A 15,681-nucleotide genomic window follows, 5' to 3' on the forward strand; every position below is an offset into this window, starting at 1 on the left:
GTTGCTCAATTGGTAATGCTTCAATTGAAACAATTAAGAGGTATATTGAACAGCAAGGCTAAAAAGCGGCAATTCATCCCACCGACACCTTCGGTGATCAGTGGGTTTTCTTGCCGAATTCTATAAAAAAACAGCAATGATTCAAGACCCTATTTTCGGACAGTTGATTAACTTTGGCTTAGCTGCCCTGGTTGGTTTTGCCCTAGGATTAGAGCGTGATATGGATAGCTCTAAAAATCCTCATGCCGGCACACGCGATTTTATCCTAATTACTTTGATCGGCGCTGTTTCAGGCTATTTAAGCGAATACTTTCAAAGCCCTTGGATCATTATGGGTGGATTTACGGGCGTATTGTCTTTTTTATTGAGCGGCTACTGGATTGATCGGGAACACGATAAGGGGATCACAACAGAAGTTGCTATGATACTGAATTTTTTCTTGGGCGTATTGATCATTATAGGTTTTAAGGAGATGGCGATTTCCATCGCAATCGTCATACTGGTCATTCTGTCACATAAAAAAGCAATACAATCGTTCACAACTAAAATACAACGATTTGAATTACAGGCTGCAATAAAATTCCTAGTAATAACATTTATTATTCTTCCTGTTTTCCCTAACCAGCCATTATCTGATTACATGAAAACCACATTTGGTACGGTTGAAACCTATGATGAGAACAGCAAAATACTCTCTATCCAGATGGATTATATACCATCGCTCCAGCCCGGCGATGTTGTCATGCTGTATGACGGCTCTGGAAAACGGCTCGGACCGTATACGGTAAAAACCAATACTAAAAAAACGGTGCGTGGCATATTACCAAAAGACGTTGAAAATCAACCGATTAAAGGGGATGTAATCGAAAAATCCATAGATATCGTCTGGCTCTACAATGTTCTTAAAGCCCTAAATCCCCATAAAATATGGTTAATTGTTGTCCTGGTATCATTTATTAGTCTAGTGGGGTATGTCGCTGTCAAAATACTTGGACCAGGTGCGGGTATTGGTCTTACCGGATTCATTGGTGGATTGGCGTCCTCAACCGTCACAACGGTTTCTTTTGCAAAAAGAAGTTTAGAGTCGCCGGCGTTTAACAGAAGTTTTGCTGTCGCTATTTTACTTGCATCCGCAATAATGTTTCCAAGATTGCTGCTCGAAATTGCGATTGTGAATCAGGAGATGCTGAATAAAATAGCCCTGCCTATAGTTATTATGGCAATAACGGGCATAATTCTGGCACTTTATTTTTCGTTGAAAACAAATACGGAAAGTATGAAAAATACGACATCAATGCAGTTAGCCAATCCCTTCTGCCTGAAATCCGCCATTACATTCGGCGCAATCTTCAGCACAATATTAGTCCTGACCAGACTGGCGACAGTTTACCTTGGAGACCAGTGGTTACCGGTTGTTTCTATTGTTAGTGGGCTGGTTGACGTTGATGCCATTGCATTTTCATTAAGTGATGCCCAGAAAGCAGGCATCATTTCATTGGATTGGGCCGGCTTAAATCTCGTGATCGGTGCGATCTCAAATACACTGGTTAAACTGTTTTATGTATTCACGCTTGGAGACCGCAGGCTTTTTCGCCAGTTAGCCATATCATTTATAATCGTCTGTATTTCAGGCATCATCACAGTGGCTTTTTATTATGATTATTAATTTAAGAGTATAGGAATTTCCAGCACCCAGTACCCAGTACCCAGCACCCAACACCCAGCACCTAACAGCCCGCCCAAAGGGCACTAAGTTCTCTGCAAGCTACCATTTATCCGACCAGGCCGGATCAGCCGGTATATTGTAAAGCGCCAGGGTATTTTTAAACACCGCAGCGGCCAGCTGATCCGGATTTTCTCCGCGTACCCGGGCAAGGCATTCCATTACGGAACGGACAAAAGCGGGTTCGTTACGCCGGTGTTTGTTTTTCTGGGGTTTGGGCGTCAGATACGGGGCGTCAGTCTCTATCAACAAACGATCCCGGGGAATCAACGGGACAATGCTGCGCAGGTACTCACCCCGCTGGAGAATAGTAAGAATACCTGTAATGCCGATGTAATACCCAAGATCAAGGTATTTAAACATCTCCTCCTTTGTACCGGAAAAACAATGCACCACCCCTTTTCTTGATTTGGGTCCGTCTGATTTCAATATCTCATAAAACCGCCCTTTGGAATCCCGTTCATGGAAGATCAACGGCAGATTCAGCTTTCCGGCCAGAGCAAGCTGGGCCGAAAAACAGGCTTCCTGGTCTTCCTGCGGTGAAAACATGCGGTTAAAGTCCAAACCGATCTCCCCCCAGGCCTTGACACAATCATGGGGAAGCGCCAGTTGTCGAAGTTCATTAAGCACTTGGGCGGAACACTGGACCGCATCATGGGGATGAATTCCCACAGACGTATAAACATGATCGAACCGGGATGCAATATCGATAGCCTTTTGAGAGGTGCCCTTATCAATTCCGACCACCATCACGGCCAACACCCCTTCCTGGTGCGCTCTATCCATAACCTGTGCCAAATCATGATCGTAGCATTTATCATCAATATGGCAATGTGAGTCAAAAAGAATCATTCCTACATTCCTACATTCCTAATGGTAAAGTTTTAAGCCTTCACTGATTTGGAAGAAGCCGCTTTACGGGTTCAGTGAAGGCTTTTGTGTAAGAAAAACTGTTTGCAGCATTCCTTGACACAGGCGGTTTATATCAGTAAATTCAGTTTCAGTCAATTATCCCTAAAAGGCCACAAGGCAAATCATAGATGAGTACAAACCGCGGTAAAGCTAATATTATCAGGCTGTTTAATGTGACCAAGCGCTATGGCGGCAAGCTGGCTTTAAACAACATCACCCTTGATATTGAGCCCGGCGAGTTCATTTTTATTTCCGGGCCTTCCGGGGCCGGAAAATCCACCTTGCTTAAAATTTTATACCTGGCCGAACGGGTATCCGAAGGACAAATTGTGATTGACGGTATTAATCTGGCAAGAATTTCATCCCAAAGACTGCCTTTCCTACGCCGTCGTTTCGGCATGGTGTTCCAGGATTTCAAGCTGATTCCCAACCGCACCGTATTTGAAAATGTCGCCCTGGTACTCAAGGTTGCCGGAAAAAACCCGTCTTACATAAAAAAAAAGGTAATGCACGTACTCAGGGTCACGGGCATGGAAAAAAAAGCCAATCACCTGCCGCCGACCCTGTCGGGCGGAGAACAGCAACGGGTCGCCGTGGCAAGGGCCGTGGTGGGAGAGCCATCCATTATCCTGGCAGATGAACCCACCGGCAGTCTGGATAGTGAATCTGCCCGGCGTGTACTTAATCTGCTTTTAGGCTATCATCAAAACGGAGCCACCATTCTCATCGCCAGCCATAATATAGCGCAGATGGATTGTTTTAGTCGAGGACGAAATATCTCCCTGGAAGACGGGAAGCTTAAACGAATATCAACCATTCTATGCTGAAACCTGCAAAAAGATTTAATTGTGACCTGATGCAATTTCTAAGTAATGTCTTGACAGATATCCGATCCAACCGATTTTTAAACATCATTACCATTATGACCATTGCCCTTTCCATTCTACTGGTATCGGTTTTTATGCTTTTTTTTGAAAATACCGGCCGGGTCCTTTCTGCCTGGAAGCAAGGGGGACGGGCGATGGTTTACTTAAACGATTCTTTCACGCCGGCCATGCTGCCCAATGTAAAAGAACAGTTGATATCCACGGGCAGCATTGAAAAGATGGTATTCATACCCAAGACCCAGGCGCTGGAACGGCTGAAACGAGAGATCGGTTCCAAAACCCAGTTTCTGTCGACCCTTCAGGAAAATCCCCTCCCCGACGCCATTGAAATCACTATGACAACGCATTCAAGTTTTGACCGGCTCCAAAAGGCAGCCAACCAAATTGAGGCCTTAGACATTGTCGATACTATAGAGTATGGACAAGGTTGGCTGGGCCGCTTTTTCAAGCTGTTCAATCTTTTCAAAATGACCGGTTATGCCATGAGCGGCCTGTTTTTAATGATTGCCCTGTTCATTACGGCCAATACCGTGCGGCTAACCTTTTACGCAAGGCAAACTGAAGTAGAAATCATGCGTCTGGTGGGCGCCACTGACAGGTTCATCAAAACACCTTTTTATGTTGAAGGGCTCCTCCAGGGATTTTTAGGCGGGGTTTTGGGTATTGCCATCCTTCTAACAGGCTATCTGACATTGTCTTCCGGCATTTCCCAGAACCTGGGTGCCTATGTTTATCTGGATATTCATTTTCTTTCCTGGCCGGCTGTGGCAATAATTTTATCTTCCAGTACCTTTTTAGGTTGGTTTGGATGCTTTATTTCCCTGAAACAGATTTTAAGGCCATGCCCCGTAAAATAGGGCCTTTCTTTTTTGCCTGTATTATGGCTGCGGCCTTCATTTTGGGCCGGGCAGGTCTGTGTTACCCACAGGTTCTGTATAAGGGCAAAATAAATACGGCCAAGCTCAATGTCCGGTCCGCTCCGGATAACCGCGCGTCAGTGGTGGTGGTTCTCAATAGAGGCGAGCGGGTGAATGTGCTGGAAATGAAAGGCGGTGTCGGCGGCTGGCTGACGGTGGAATACCAAGGGATGCAAGGATATATCAGAAACCACAACCGCTATATTCTCTTAAAACCGGTATCTGCGCGCCCAAAACAAAAGCAGAAACCAGTGCCGCCCAATCCAACGCCTTTCCTGTCACCCACCCCGCCGGCCAAAGGCATACAGAAAACACCGGATGAATCTTCAAAAACGTCCGGGGAAAATCACGCCGGACAGAAGATCATTGCACGGCAGATCCGTGAAGAGGACCGCAAAGTCAAAGAATTCTCCCGGCAGGAGGTGCAGATTATTGACAGGCTTAACGAAATTGATATGGCCTTGAACCGGGCACGGACAACCGCCCGGAACCTCAGGCGCAATGCCGTTGCCATTGCCCAGGAAATTGAAAGAACACAGGCGCGCATTGCAAATCTGAACAATGCAATGAAAAAAACACAAGACTACGCCGGAAAACGCCTGAATGCCCTTTTCCGCATGCACATGCTGGGCCGCCTTGAAATGGCCGGCCCCCCGTCGTCTTTATTTAATTTTGTGACCACCCAGAACGCACTTAAAAAAGTGGTGACATCGGATTTTGCCCTGCTGGATAAACAGGCCCGGACCATGGCGGCACTTACGGGTCTTGAACAGGATCTGAACAGCCAGCACAAGCTGAAATCCGACCTGCAGAAACAATTGGCCGATGAGATTGAAATTCGTAAAAAAGAAACCCGTAAAAAGGAAAATATTCTTAAAGAGATCAGACGCCGCAAGCGTCTGTCCCTGGCAGCCATAAACGCCCTTAAAATATCGTCCCAGGCCTTGAACCGGACCATATCCGCCATGCCCTCCCCGGCCGGTTCCTCCCGTATAAAAACCTCATTTGCCGAACACAAAGGCCGCCTGCAGTTCCCGCTAAAGGGTAAAATCATTTCAACTTTCGGCACCAAACGCAAAGGCGACTACAACGCCTTCACATTTCAAAGCGGAATTGATATAAAGGCGGAACGGGGGACACCCGTAAAAACCGTTTTTAACGGAGAGGTCATGTTTGCCCGGTGGCTGAAGGGTTACGGCAACCTGATGATCATTAACCATGGAAACAATTATTATACCCTTTACGCCCATGTGGAAGAGCTGTACAAAAAAAAAGGCGAACGGGTGAATACTGGAGAAATTATCGCCACAGCAGGAGATACCGGCTCCATCAAGGGACCGTGTCTTCATTTTGAGGTCCGTCACCACGGCAAACCCGTCGATCCCCTCAGATGGCTGAAAAAAGGAGCAGGATAAGTCAACAACCCCTCGGCTGAAGACCGAGGGGCTTGAAAAAGCCCCAAAGTTGACCAGTCTAAGTGCTTCGAGCACTACGTTAGATCGGAAACAGGTACCCTGGGGTGCTCGCCAGCTCCAGGTTCTACGGTAAGTGGTTAAACAGGTTTAAGGGGTTAAGCCGGTGCTGCTTGCGCCAAACCCGGTCATAACATTGACGCGGCAAACATTACCTTGGAAACAAGAGGATTTTAAAGATGTGCAGGGTAAACAAGTTCGGATTCCCCCGGACAACAGCAAAGTCAACTGAGAAAAAAGTCAAAGGGTTTCAGACGGGCGACATCGTCAAGGCGGTTGTCACTTCCGGTAAAAAGGTCGGAACGTACATCGGGCGTGTCGCTGTCAGAAAAAACGGATCATTTAACATTAAAACAGTGGACAAAACAGTACAGGGCATTAGCTGGAAATATTGCAGGTTGCTTCATGCATCTGACGGTTATTCCTACAATACGACGTGCTAAGGTCCGGTGCATGGCTACTAAATTATTATAAGGAGGGCGGCAATTCCTTGCCGCATTTTATGAAAAAACCGAATTGGGCCGGATTGATGCGGTTTTGGGTGACTGCAGGTGTGATCCTTATGCTGACTGCGGGTTCAGTGCAGGCGGCTGAAGAAAAAACCTATCAATCCTTAAAACTGTTTGCCGACGTCCTCGAAGAGCTTGAAACAAATTATGTGGACGAGGTTACGCCCGAAGCGCTGGTACATAATGCCATAAAAGGTATGGTGGGCAATCTTGATCCCCATTCCAGTTTTATGCCCCCGGATGCCTTTGAGGATCTTCAAGATGATACCAAAGGAGAGTTTTCCGGTATCGGCATTGTCATTACCATGAAGGACGGCATTCTGACCGTCGTTTCCCCCATTGAAGGCACCCCTGCCTACGAGGCCGGTATTACGGCCGGTGACATCATTATCAAAATTGATGATGTATCCACCAAGGACATGGCCATGTGGGAAGCGGTGAACAAAATGAGAGGACCACGGTACGAGGAAGTCAACATCACCGTTATCCGGGAAGGGGCCTCCGCCCCGCTGGTTTTCACGATCAAGCGGGACATGATCCCCATGACCAGTGTACGCTCAGCCATGCCGGAACCGGGGTTCGGGTATTTAAGAATCACCAATTTCAGAATGAACACGCTGGATGATGTAATTGAACATCTGTCGGAACTGGAAGAACAGGGAGACGGTCTTAAAGGCCTGATTATTGATCTTCGGGATAATCCGGGCGGGCTGCTGGACCAGGCCATTCGAATTTCCGACCTGTTTATCGACCAGGGGACGATCGTCTCCATCAAAGGACGCATTGAAAAAAACAATCAAATATTCAAGGCCCGTCCTAATTTTCCGGAACGTAGATACCCCATTGTCACGCTGATCAACGGCGGTTCCGCCTCGGCTTCCGAAATTGTAGCCGGCGCACTTAAAGACAATTCCCGGTCCCTGATTATAGGCACACCATCCTTTGGCAAGGGCTCGGTGCAAACCGTGCGCCCACTCAAGGACGGATTCGGACTTAAATATACCATTGCCCGGTACTACACACCCAGCGGCCATTCCATCCAGGCCAAAGGCATCCAGCCGGACATCCGGGTGGCACCCGGAACAGTGACGGATGCCCCCAAAGCGGATTCCGCCTTTGACCTGATGCTCAAAGAAAAAGATTTGAAAAACAGTCTTAAGCCCGAAGAGGAAGAGATTCGGAACAAGAAGAAATCTCAAAAAGATGCTGAAATCGAAAAACTCAATAAAGATGTGCAGGTAAAACACGCCCTTGATATTCTCATCAGCTATGGTGTGTTCAGTAAAATAAATGACACAAACTAAATCCTCGGGCGGTACAAAAAGAAATCAGGGCAAAAAAGCTAAAGCGCCCCAAAAAACACCCCAAACCGCCCCCCAAAAAAACACAAAAAAAAAATCGGGGAGACGCGCAAAGACCGGAACAAAAAAAACGGTTAAGAAAAAAAGTGCCAATTTTTTCAATGAATTGCAAAAAACAGTGCTGGGAATCACCATTCTTGTGGCGGTCTGCCTGACCGCGGCTATGCTGGGTGATATTTTTTTAAAAAACAGCCGGCCGGTGGCACAAAAAAACCAAATGGTCAAAAAAGCATCGCCTGTGGCACAGCCGCAGGTCCCGGTGCCACCCCGGCAAACACCCCTGTCCCCGGAGACAAAAAAACCGGCCGCCGCCGAACCCAAAATCATATCCAAAGCCCCAGGCCTTAAGGAGAAAGAGCATTCCCCCGGCAAACGCCGTATGACCGGAATATCAGTACCCAAACAAAACTCGGCAATTGTCTATGAAGTATATGATGATGTCGCGCCCCACCCCCCTAAAAAGGTTGTGCCGCCGAAAAAAGATGATGTTATACCTCGAATTGCCATTATCATTGATGATATCGGGTATGACAAAAATCTGGCCATGGGCCTGCTCAACATAGATAAAAATATTACCTTTGCCATCCTGCCCTTTTCTCCTGCCGGAACGCAGCTTGCCCACAGTCTGTCGGCAGAAGGGGCGGAACTGATGCTGCATCTTCCTATGGAACCGACCCAATACCCCAAGATCAACCCCGGGCCGGGGGCGTTGTTGTCTTCCATGTCCCCGGATGAACTTTTAACCCAGCTGCGCAAGGATATCCATGCGGTTCCCGGCACGGTAGGGGCAAACAACCACATGGGGTCCAGGCTGACGGCGGATTCAGACAAAATGAACCAGATTTTTACGGTACTGAAACAAGAGAATCTGTTTTTTGTTGATTCAAGGACATCTGCTGAATCCAAGGGTGAGCAGTCCGCCCGTATGTTTCAGCTGAAATTTTCTCATCGGGATGTGTTCCTGGACAATTTCCAGGATGTTGAGTACATTTCAGGCCAGATCGAAAAATTAATCAAGCAGGCCAAAGATCATGGCAGCGCCATCGGTATCGGCCACCCCCACCAGGCCACCCTGGATGCGCTGAGGCGCGAACTGCCAAAAATCAGGGAAAAAGTCCGGCTGGTACCGGCCAGCAAGCTTGTTGAGGTGCCGAAGACTTAAAGAAGCGGATATAATTCCAGGGCCTGGTCCACAGGTATCCGGTCCGGCAGCCCGTTTTCAACGCAGGCAATGAAATGGTTGTTTACTGCGGTTAAAAGGGTATTGATCCGGTCAAGGTCCAGCATATCAGACCGATCCAGTTTTTTTACGCCCTTGAAATTTTTAGGGCAGAAGTCCACCATGGCCCTGCCCTCTTTTTCCATGTACAGGGGATATCCGTGGGTCCTGCAGATAATGGGGCGGGCCTCATAGACCATACAGACATGGTCCACAAGCAGGGGGCATGCGCGATCGGTCTGCTGTGCCTGCTCAAGGATCTTTTCCCGGCATGGGTCATCCAGGCGACTGAAGGCCCGTGATAAGGCAAAGGCCTCAACCGGAAACAACGACAAATGCCTGCAACATTCATCACACCCTTTTTTGCAGGCAAGGTGGTCTTTATGAACCCGGGCAAGTCTCTGGATATGTTCATCCACCCGCGTGACCAGATCCGTGTAATTTTTCATTGTTTGTTGTGTCTGCCAGGGCATGGGGAGAGATTACCGGATTGATCCTGATCCGCCGGAGGATGTCAGTCCGGCATCCTCCATGGTAACCTCAAGGAGCGCCACGCATGTCTCCCGGAGCCCCAGGATATCTGCCTCCCTGGACCCCATAACAAAACTTAAATCCTCTTCCGGATCGTTGCGCGCAAGCTTATTGCAGACCATATCGGCCAGACGGACCATGACCAAGAGGCTGTCCGATTCATCATACGCCTTAACGTGGTGATCCCGTGCGATACGGCAGTACAATCCGGGCAGATTCCACTTGGTCAACAGGGCGTATCCCTGCTGTTCATGGAGGCTGTTCAGAATTTTATCCATGAGGGTCGGGGTAAGGGGAACCTGGTTGTCTTTGGACTTCTTGATTTTTTCCATGGCGCTGAGCAGGCAAAGCTTTCCCATGTCATGGAGCAGGCCGGCAATAAAGGCCTTGGACACCAGATCCGCCATCTTCAGGTGACGGGCGAGCCACCGGGAGGCAAACGCACAGGCCAGGGAATGATCCCACAGCTTTGCCTGGCGAGCATGGATGGCCGGGATATCCGAGGAAAAATTTTTTTTGTGAATCACCTGCATAACGATATCAACCAATTCATTCCGTCCCAAACGGAGGGCAGCCTCTTTGATGGTGAGCACCTCTCCCAACCCTTTGTAATAAGCGGAATTGGCGACTTTCAGGATCTCGCTTGTCAGTATGGGGTCGGTTTGAATCAATTTTTTCACCACCCCCATGTCGGGGTCGGGTTTAAGAACGGCATCCTGAAGCTTTGCCGCATCCGGGTTCAGTACCGGAAAATTTTCCTGCGCGGCAATATACTTTTGTAAGGTTTCCAGAATAGAAATTTTACGATTCATCACTATATTCCCAACAACCGGTTGATTTCATGTATGGATCGCGGGGGAATGAGCCGGGGAACACATCTGAAAATCTCATCCAGGGTGGTCGTTCCGACAGCAGCCTTGGCCAGCGCATCCTCCATCAAGGTAACAAGGTTGGTTGTTTCCATACTGATCTTTCTGATTTCAAATGTCGATTTATGACTTAAAATGGCCTCTCTGACATGCTCATTGAGCACCAGCATCTCAAAAACCGCCACCCTGCCCTTGTATCCGGTATAGTTGCAGGCCCGGCATCCTTCACCTTTCTGGAACGCATACTTGGCAATGTCCTGGGGAATAAAATTGAGCAGTTTAAGCTCGCCCGGGGATGGTTGGTGGGGACGACCGCAGCTGGTGCAGACCTTCCGGAGCAGACGCTGGGAAAGCACGCAGACCACGGTGGACGAAATCAAAAAAGCCTCTATATTCATGTTCATCAGGCGGATCAGGCCTGAAATGCTGTCTTCGGTGTGAAAGGAGGTCAGCACTTTATGGCCGGTCAGGGCGGCCTGCACTGCCACTTCCGCCGAATAATTGTCCCTTATTTCTCCAATGACGATGACGTCGGGGTCCTGGCGGACGACATGGCGCAGGGTTTCCTCATAAGTCAGGTTGATATCCGGGTCAATGGAGCATTGGGTGATTCCCTCCATGACATATTCCACGGGATCTTCCGCAGTAATAATGCTCAGTTCGGGTTTTTTAATGTGCTTGATACTGGAATAAAGGGTCGTGGTCTTTCCTGACCCCGTGGGCCCTGTGATGATGAGAACCCCACTGGGCACCCCTAAAACGTCCCTGATATAATGGGTAAGCATCTTGGGCTGCATGCCGATATCCTCAATGGAAAGAATCTGGTCAATGCGGTTCAGAATCCTGAGTACCACCTTTTCCCCGAACACGGCCGCATAAAAGGAGGCCCGCAGATCATAGGTATTGCCCTTGTAGTCGAAACTCATGCGGCCGTCCTGGTGCCGCCGTTTTTCTGCAATATTGGCCTTGCTCAGCACCTTGAACCTTGCCGTAACCATGGCTTTGGATGCCGGGGGCAGCTCCCTGTGAAATACAAGGATGCCGTCGACCCTGAACTTGACCTGGAGCCGGTCCTTTAAGGGTTCAACGTGGATGTCGCTGGCACCCTGCTCAATACCCGCGCTGATAATGGCATCCACAATGCCCATGGCCGTATTCTCATCAATGGCTTTGGCCTTTTTGCCGCTGGCCAGGGTATCCAGATAGCGTTCGATGGCGCCCGGAGAGCAGATGGCAACCTCCAGGTTGTCTCCGTATAATTTTTTAGCATTGGCCATACCGGACTTGTTATAGGGGTCTGCAAAGGCAACCAGAACTTTATCCCCCAGGGTTTTGACCGGGAGAAAATGATTGCTTCGACACCAATTGAGCGGGGCCTGGTTCAGCAGCGCCGTATCCGGATCATCCACCGAAAAATTAATAAAGGGAAACCCAAGCTGGACAGAAAGGGCCTCCAGAAAATCCTGTTCCCCCATGAACTGATGCTCAACAAGAACCTGCCCTAACTGTTTTCCAGACTCGGACCCCTGAAGGTCCAGGGCGGCTTTCAATTTTTCAGGGCTCAGATATCCCAGTTCCACAAGCAGGTCACCGATGCGCAGGGAGAGGCGGTTGGACCTGAGTACCTCCTTAAGCCGGCTGTCTGATACATAATTCAGTTCCTTGAGCACGCTGATGATGGTGTTCCCGGCAGAAAGCTTTGCTTTGACCCGCATGGCTGTCTTGGCCTGGTCACGGCTTACGGCGCCGGCCTCTACCAGGGCGGTAAGAATCTTATTTTCCGTTAAATCCGTTTGGGTCACCTTTATGTGTTTTCCTTAAATAATCAGGAACATATTCTATACCAGACCCCACAAAAAGTCCAAATTCAGCGGAATACTTAAAAAAGCACGGAAAGTCAATACAACCGAATCAAGAACAGCAATTTTAAATATAGATTTAATCCTACGCAAACATGCCGTAACATATATGATGGATGAAAAAATTTACGTTTGATGTCGTATCTGACCAAAACACGAAATATATTTGCCGATCAAAATTTACATGTTAAGGTAAAAAAACTCAAACGGATCAAAATATGGATTTTCTTGTATTTGCTGCAGGATTTTGCATCATTGCCCTGGCTGCCAGGCAGATCGGGGACACATTTAAACAGGCGGGCTTTCCCCTGATCAGCGGTTTCTTATTCACAGGCATCATTGCCGGCCCCCATGTTCTGCATCTGATACCCGGCCAGGCCGTTTCAACCCTGACTTTTGTGGATCAGGTGTCGCTGGGGCTGATCGCTTTTGCCGCAGGCGGGGAACTCTATCTGAAAGGACTCAAATCAAGGCTGACCGCCATTGGATGGATTACATCGGGACTTGTGATCTCAACGTTTACAATGGGCTCTCTGGCACTTTTTGCCCTTGCCGGCCATATCCCTTTCATGGCGGCCATGCCGGTTTCAGGAAGAGTTGCCGTGGCACTCATTGCCGGAGCCATCCTTGTGGCAAGAAGCCCGTCCTCGGCCATTGCCATTATCAATGAAATCAGGGCCAAGGGGCGGTTTACAAAAACGGTCATGGGGGTAACGGTCATCATGGACGTGGTGGTCATTGTGCTGTTTGCCACAGCCATTACCACGGCGGACGCCCTCCTTACCGGTTTGAGCTGGAATACCGGATTTGTCTTTTTTCTGATCCTGGAGATCGCATTGTCCATCGCCCTTGGCATTCCGGTTGCCGGAATTATATGTTTTATCCTCCGGGTTCCCGCCTCTTTTGTTTTAAAATCCACGCTGATCCTTTTAACCGGATACCTTGTTTTTGTCGGTTCTTTAGCCCTTCGGGCATACACCCACCATAAAATGAATATTGAAATCCTGGTCGAGCCCCTTCTGGTCTGTATGGTAACCGGGTTTTTGACCGCCAATTCAAGGAAATACAGGAAAGAATTTCTTGAATTGCTCCACCGTACCGGCCCGGGGGTGTACATTGCCTTTTTCACCCTGACCGGGGCCTCTATCCGTCTTGATATCCTGGTCGATACCTGGCCGATCACCCTTATCCTGTTCGGGGTTCGCGTTTTTGCCATATTTACAGGATCTTTTTTAGGGGGGCGTCTGGCCGGAATCAGTGCCCAAAACAGCCGGACCTACTGGATGGCCTTTATCACCCAGGCCGGTCTCGGGCTTGGGCTTGCCAAGGAAGTGGCAATAGAATTCCCCCAGTGGGGCGCCGCTTTTTCCACGATGATGATATCCGTCATTATCCTTAATGAGATCATCGGTCCCCCGTTGTTCAAACTGGCTATCAAGCGGATGAAAGAAGATCACTCTCCGGCCAGGCCCAATGCCGACACCGCCCCAAAAAATGTGGTGATTTTTGGAACCGATAGCCAGTCCACCGCGTTGGCCCATACCTTATTTTCCCACGGGTGGCAGGTGAAGCTGGCCCAGCCGAAAGGCGGTTCTACTTTAGCCGGTCTGGAAAACAGCCCCCGGATACCTGTTCAGGTTGTGGACGGCTTTGATCGCAATGCCCTTGAAAAAATCCAGTGCCAAACCGCAACGGCCATTGTTACGCTGCTTAGCGACAGGGAAAACCTGGATATCTGCGAAACCGCCTTTGAACATTTTGCAACCCAGACCCTGGTTGCCCGGCTCAATGATCGCAGCAATCTTGGTGCCTTTGCGGATCTCAACGTATTGGTTGTCGATCCGTCCACAGCCATTGTCGGATTGCTGGACCACTTTGTCCGGGCCCCGGGAGCGGCGTCCCTGCTGATGGGATTTCAACGGGGCCGGGATGTGGCAGATATAACGGTTCGTAACCCGGACCTTGCAGGCCTTTCCCTGAGAGACCTTCGCCTGCCCTTTGATTCGGTAATCATGGCAGTCCGGCGGCGGGGAACGCTCTATGTTCCCCACGGGTTTACCCGGCTGGAGTCCGGGGACCGGGTCACGGTCATGGGCACCACGGCGGCCTTAAAAGAAATTGCGTTGCGTTTTGACCGGCATGAGGGCCAGGCCGCTTTAAATCTAATGGAAAAGGCGGTGCCCGAACAATTGAAACAGGACGGGGAAACCCCTTATCTTATCGAAAACGGACAAAGAGACCGGTTTGATCTTTTAGTGGAAAAGGCGGTGGTGGCTGATCTTAAGCAGGAAATGGACAAAAACACCTTTTTTGAACAGGCTGCCAAACAGCTTAGCAAACAGGTGAACATCTCTGCATCCACCCTGTTTGAAATGCTCAGCCAAAGGGAAAACGAAATGACCACGGTGCTGGCCCCGGGACTTGCCATTCCCCACATTATCATTGAAGGAGAAAACCAATTCGGCATGCTGATCGTCAGGAGCAAAAAGGGAATTATTTTTTCGCCCCAGACCCCAAGCGTACATGCCGCCTTTGTGCTGGTGGGAACAAGGGATGAACGCAATTTTCATCTTGAGGCCCTGTCTGCCATCGCCAAGATTGTCATGGACCCGCGGTTTGACGATAAATGGCTCAGGGCCAGGTCTGTCAAAGCACTCAAAGCGCTGCTCCTGAATGCCGACCGGAATGGCCGGTTGCCTGAATCCTGACAGAAGGATTTCTCCACTCACTGGAGAACAGGTAGATTCCCGGTGCCCTGTTATTTACAATTACATTTTTTAACCTCCTGAGCTAATAGGGAAAGTCTGAGGGAGAATTTATACCTGGAGCTTATATCCTAAGGAATGGGCCTTAAATAACTTGCCCATTTTTATATCTCCGGGAGCGCGGGCGTCCCGCCCGCAGTAACGATGCACGCGGGACGCCTGCGCTCCCAGGTTAAGTTACTTCGGTCTCATTCCTAAATCATAGAAGCCCATGCTTATATTGTCGACCTTGACATGCTTTTATTTTGGTACTTTAATGTTTGCCGTTATATTGGAATAATTTATATTTTTTACAGAAAGTTTTGCCTGTAATTGTAAATTAAAATAATATCGGATCAATTTTTAATGTCGGGCTTGATCATAAGATGGGCCACCTATGTGATAATCAGATATAGAGCACTATCAACCATCTGTAATCCCAACGTTATTTTGCAGTCAATTAAAAGATTGGCACAAAGTGGCCGAAGTTATGATCAACCCCTTAATGTCTTTGTTCATAAAAATTTACTGGAGTTCAAAATAAAAAAGTGGAAAATTTGGCATCCTTCATATAAGTTCAAAAGTACTTTACAGTTTTTATCATCAGAATTTTGATCGCAACTATCTTGTCACAGCAAAATACCGTGTTTATTATACTCAAATATGAATTGTGATTAT

The 15,681-nt window shown here is 48.6% G+C and carries 12 protein-coding genes; 8 read left to right on the top strand and 4 right to left on the bottom strand.

What is annotated here, in order from left to right:
• The first annotated feature begins 100 nt into the window (after positions 1–100).
• Complete coding sequence (locus HXW94_RS16415; protein ID WP_178367985.1) at positions 101–1,666, top strand: DUF4010 domain-containing protein; 1,566 nt, start codon at positions 101–103, stop codon at positions 1,664–1,666.
• 99 nt (positions 1,667–1,765) lie between these two features.
• Here HXW94_RS16415 and HXW94_RS16420 read toward each other — a convergent pair whose 3' ends face one another.
• Entirely contained in the window at positions 1,766–2,575 is an 810-nt protein-coding gene (locus HXW94_RS16420; RefSeq protein WP_178367986.1) for a TatD family hydrolase, read from the bottom strand.
• A 188-nt stretch (positions 2,576–2,763) separates the two neighbouring features.
• Here HXW94_RS16420 and HXW94_RS16425 point away from each other — a divergent pair, with 188 nt between their 5' ends.
• The 6 genes from HXW94_RS16425 (at position 2,764) to HXW94_RS16450 (ending at position 8,943) form a co-directional block, all read left to right on the top strand.
• Positions 2,764–3,462: a cell division ATP-binding protein FtsE gene (locus HXW94_RS16425; protein ID WP_178367987.1), complete on the top strand. Its 699-nt coding sequence runs from the start codon at positions 2,764–2,766 to the stop codon at positions 3,460–3,462.
• A 50-nt stretch (positions 3,463–3,512) separates the two neighbouring features.
• Complete coding sequence (ftsX, locus tag HXW94_RS16430) at positions 3,513–4,379, top strand: permease-like cell division protein FtsX (protein WP_246294151.1); 867 nt, start codon at positions 3,513–3,515, stop codon at positions 4,377–4,379.
• A complete protein-coding gene (locus HXW94_RS16435) occupies positions 4,331–5,854 on the top strand; it encodes a peptidoglycan DD-metalloendopeptidase family protein (protein ID WP_178367988.1) in 1,524 nt (507 codons plus the stop codon). Before ftsX ends, HXW94_RS16435 begins: the two co-directional genes overlap by 49 nt.
• Before the next feature lie 236 nt (positions 5,855–6,090).
• A complete protein-coding gene (locus HXW94_RS16440) occupies positions 6,091–6,354 on the top strand; it encodes a hypothetical protein (RefSeq protein WP_178367989.1) in 264 nt (87 codons plus the stop codon).
• 59 nt (positions 6,355–6,413) lie between these two features.
• Positions 6,414–7,724 carry a S41 family peptidase gene (locus HXW94_RS16445; protein WP_178367995.1) on the top strand — a complete coding sequence of 437 codons (1,311 nt, stop codon included), beginning with the start codon at positions 6,414–6,416 and terminating at the stop codon, positions 7,722–7,724.
• The gene (locus tag HXW94_RS16450; protein WP_178367990.1) at positions 7,711–8,943 is read left to right on the top strand and encodes a divergent polysaccharide deacetylase family protein; all 1,233 of its coding nucleotides are present in this window, start codon (positions 7,711–7,713) and stop codon (positions 8,941–8,943) included. The genes HXW94_RS16445 and HXW94_RS16450 overlap by 14 nt, the downstream gene beginning before the upstream one ends.
• Here HXW94_RS16450 and HXW94_RS16455 read toward each other — a convergent pair.
• The 3 genes from HXW94_RS16455 to HXW94_RS16465 are packed head-to-tail and all read right to left on the bottom strand — an operon-like array spanning position 8,940 to position 12,202.
• On the bottom strand, positions 8,940–9,449 hold the full coding sequence (locus HXW94_RS16455; protein WP_246294152.1) for a YkgJ family cysteine cluster protein: 510 nt from the start codon (positions 9,447–9,449) through the stop codon (positions 8,940–8,942). The two genes, HXW94_RS16450 and HXW94_RS16455, sit on opposite strands and share 4 nt — an antisense overlap.
• A gap of 33 nt (positions 9,450–9,482) precedes the next feature.
• Positions 9,483–10,343 (bottom strand): HDOD domain-containing protein, encoded by an 861-nt coding sequence (locus HXW94_RS16460; protein ID WP_178367992.1) that lies wholly within the window; start codon positions 10,341–10,343, stop codon positions 9,483–9,485.
• A gap of 2 nt (positions 10,344–10,345) precedes the next feature.
• Positions 10,346–12,202 (bottom strand): GspE/PulE family protein, encoded by a 1,857-nt coding sequence (locus HXW94_RS16465; protein WP_343054672.1) that lies wholly within the window; start codon positions 12,200–12,202, stop codon positions 10,346–10,348.
• Positions 12,203–12,477: 275 nt separating this feature from the next.
• Between HXW94_RS16465 and HXW94_RS16470 the strand changes: the two genes are divergently transcribed.
• Entirely contained in the window at positions 12,478–14,967 is a 2,490-nt protein-coding gene (locus tag HXW94_RS16470; RefSeq protein ID WP_178367993.1) for a PTS sugar transporter subunit IIA, read from the top strand.
• Positions 14,968–15,681: the final 714 nt, after the last annotated feature.

The organism is Desulfobacter latus, assembly GCF_013389365.1.
Classification (GTDB): domain Bacteria; phylum Desulfobacterota; class Desulfobacteria; order Desulfobacterales; family Desulfobacteraceae; genus Desulfobacter; species Desulfobacter latus.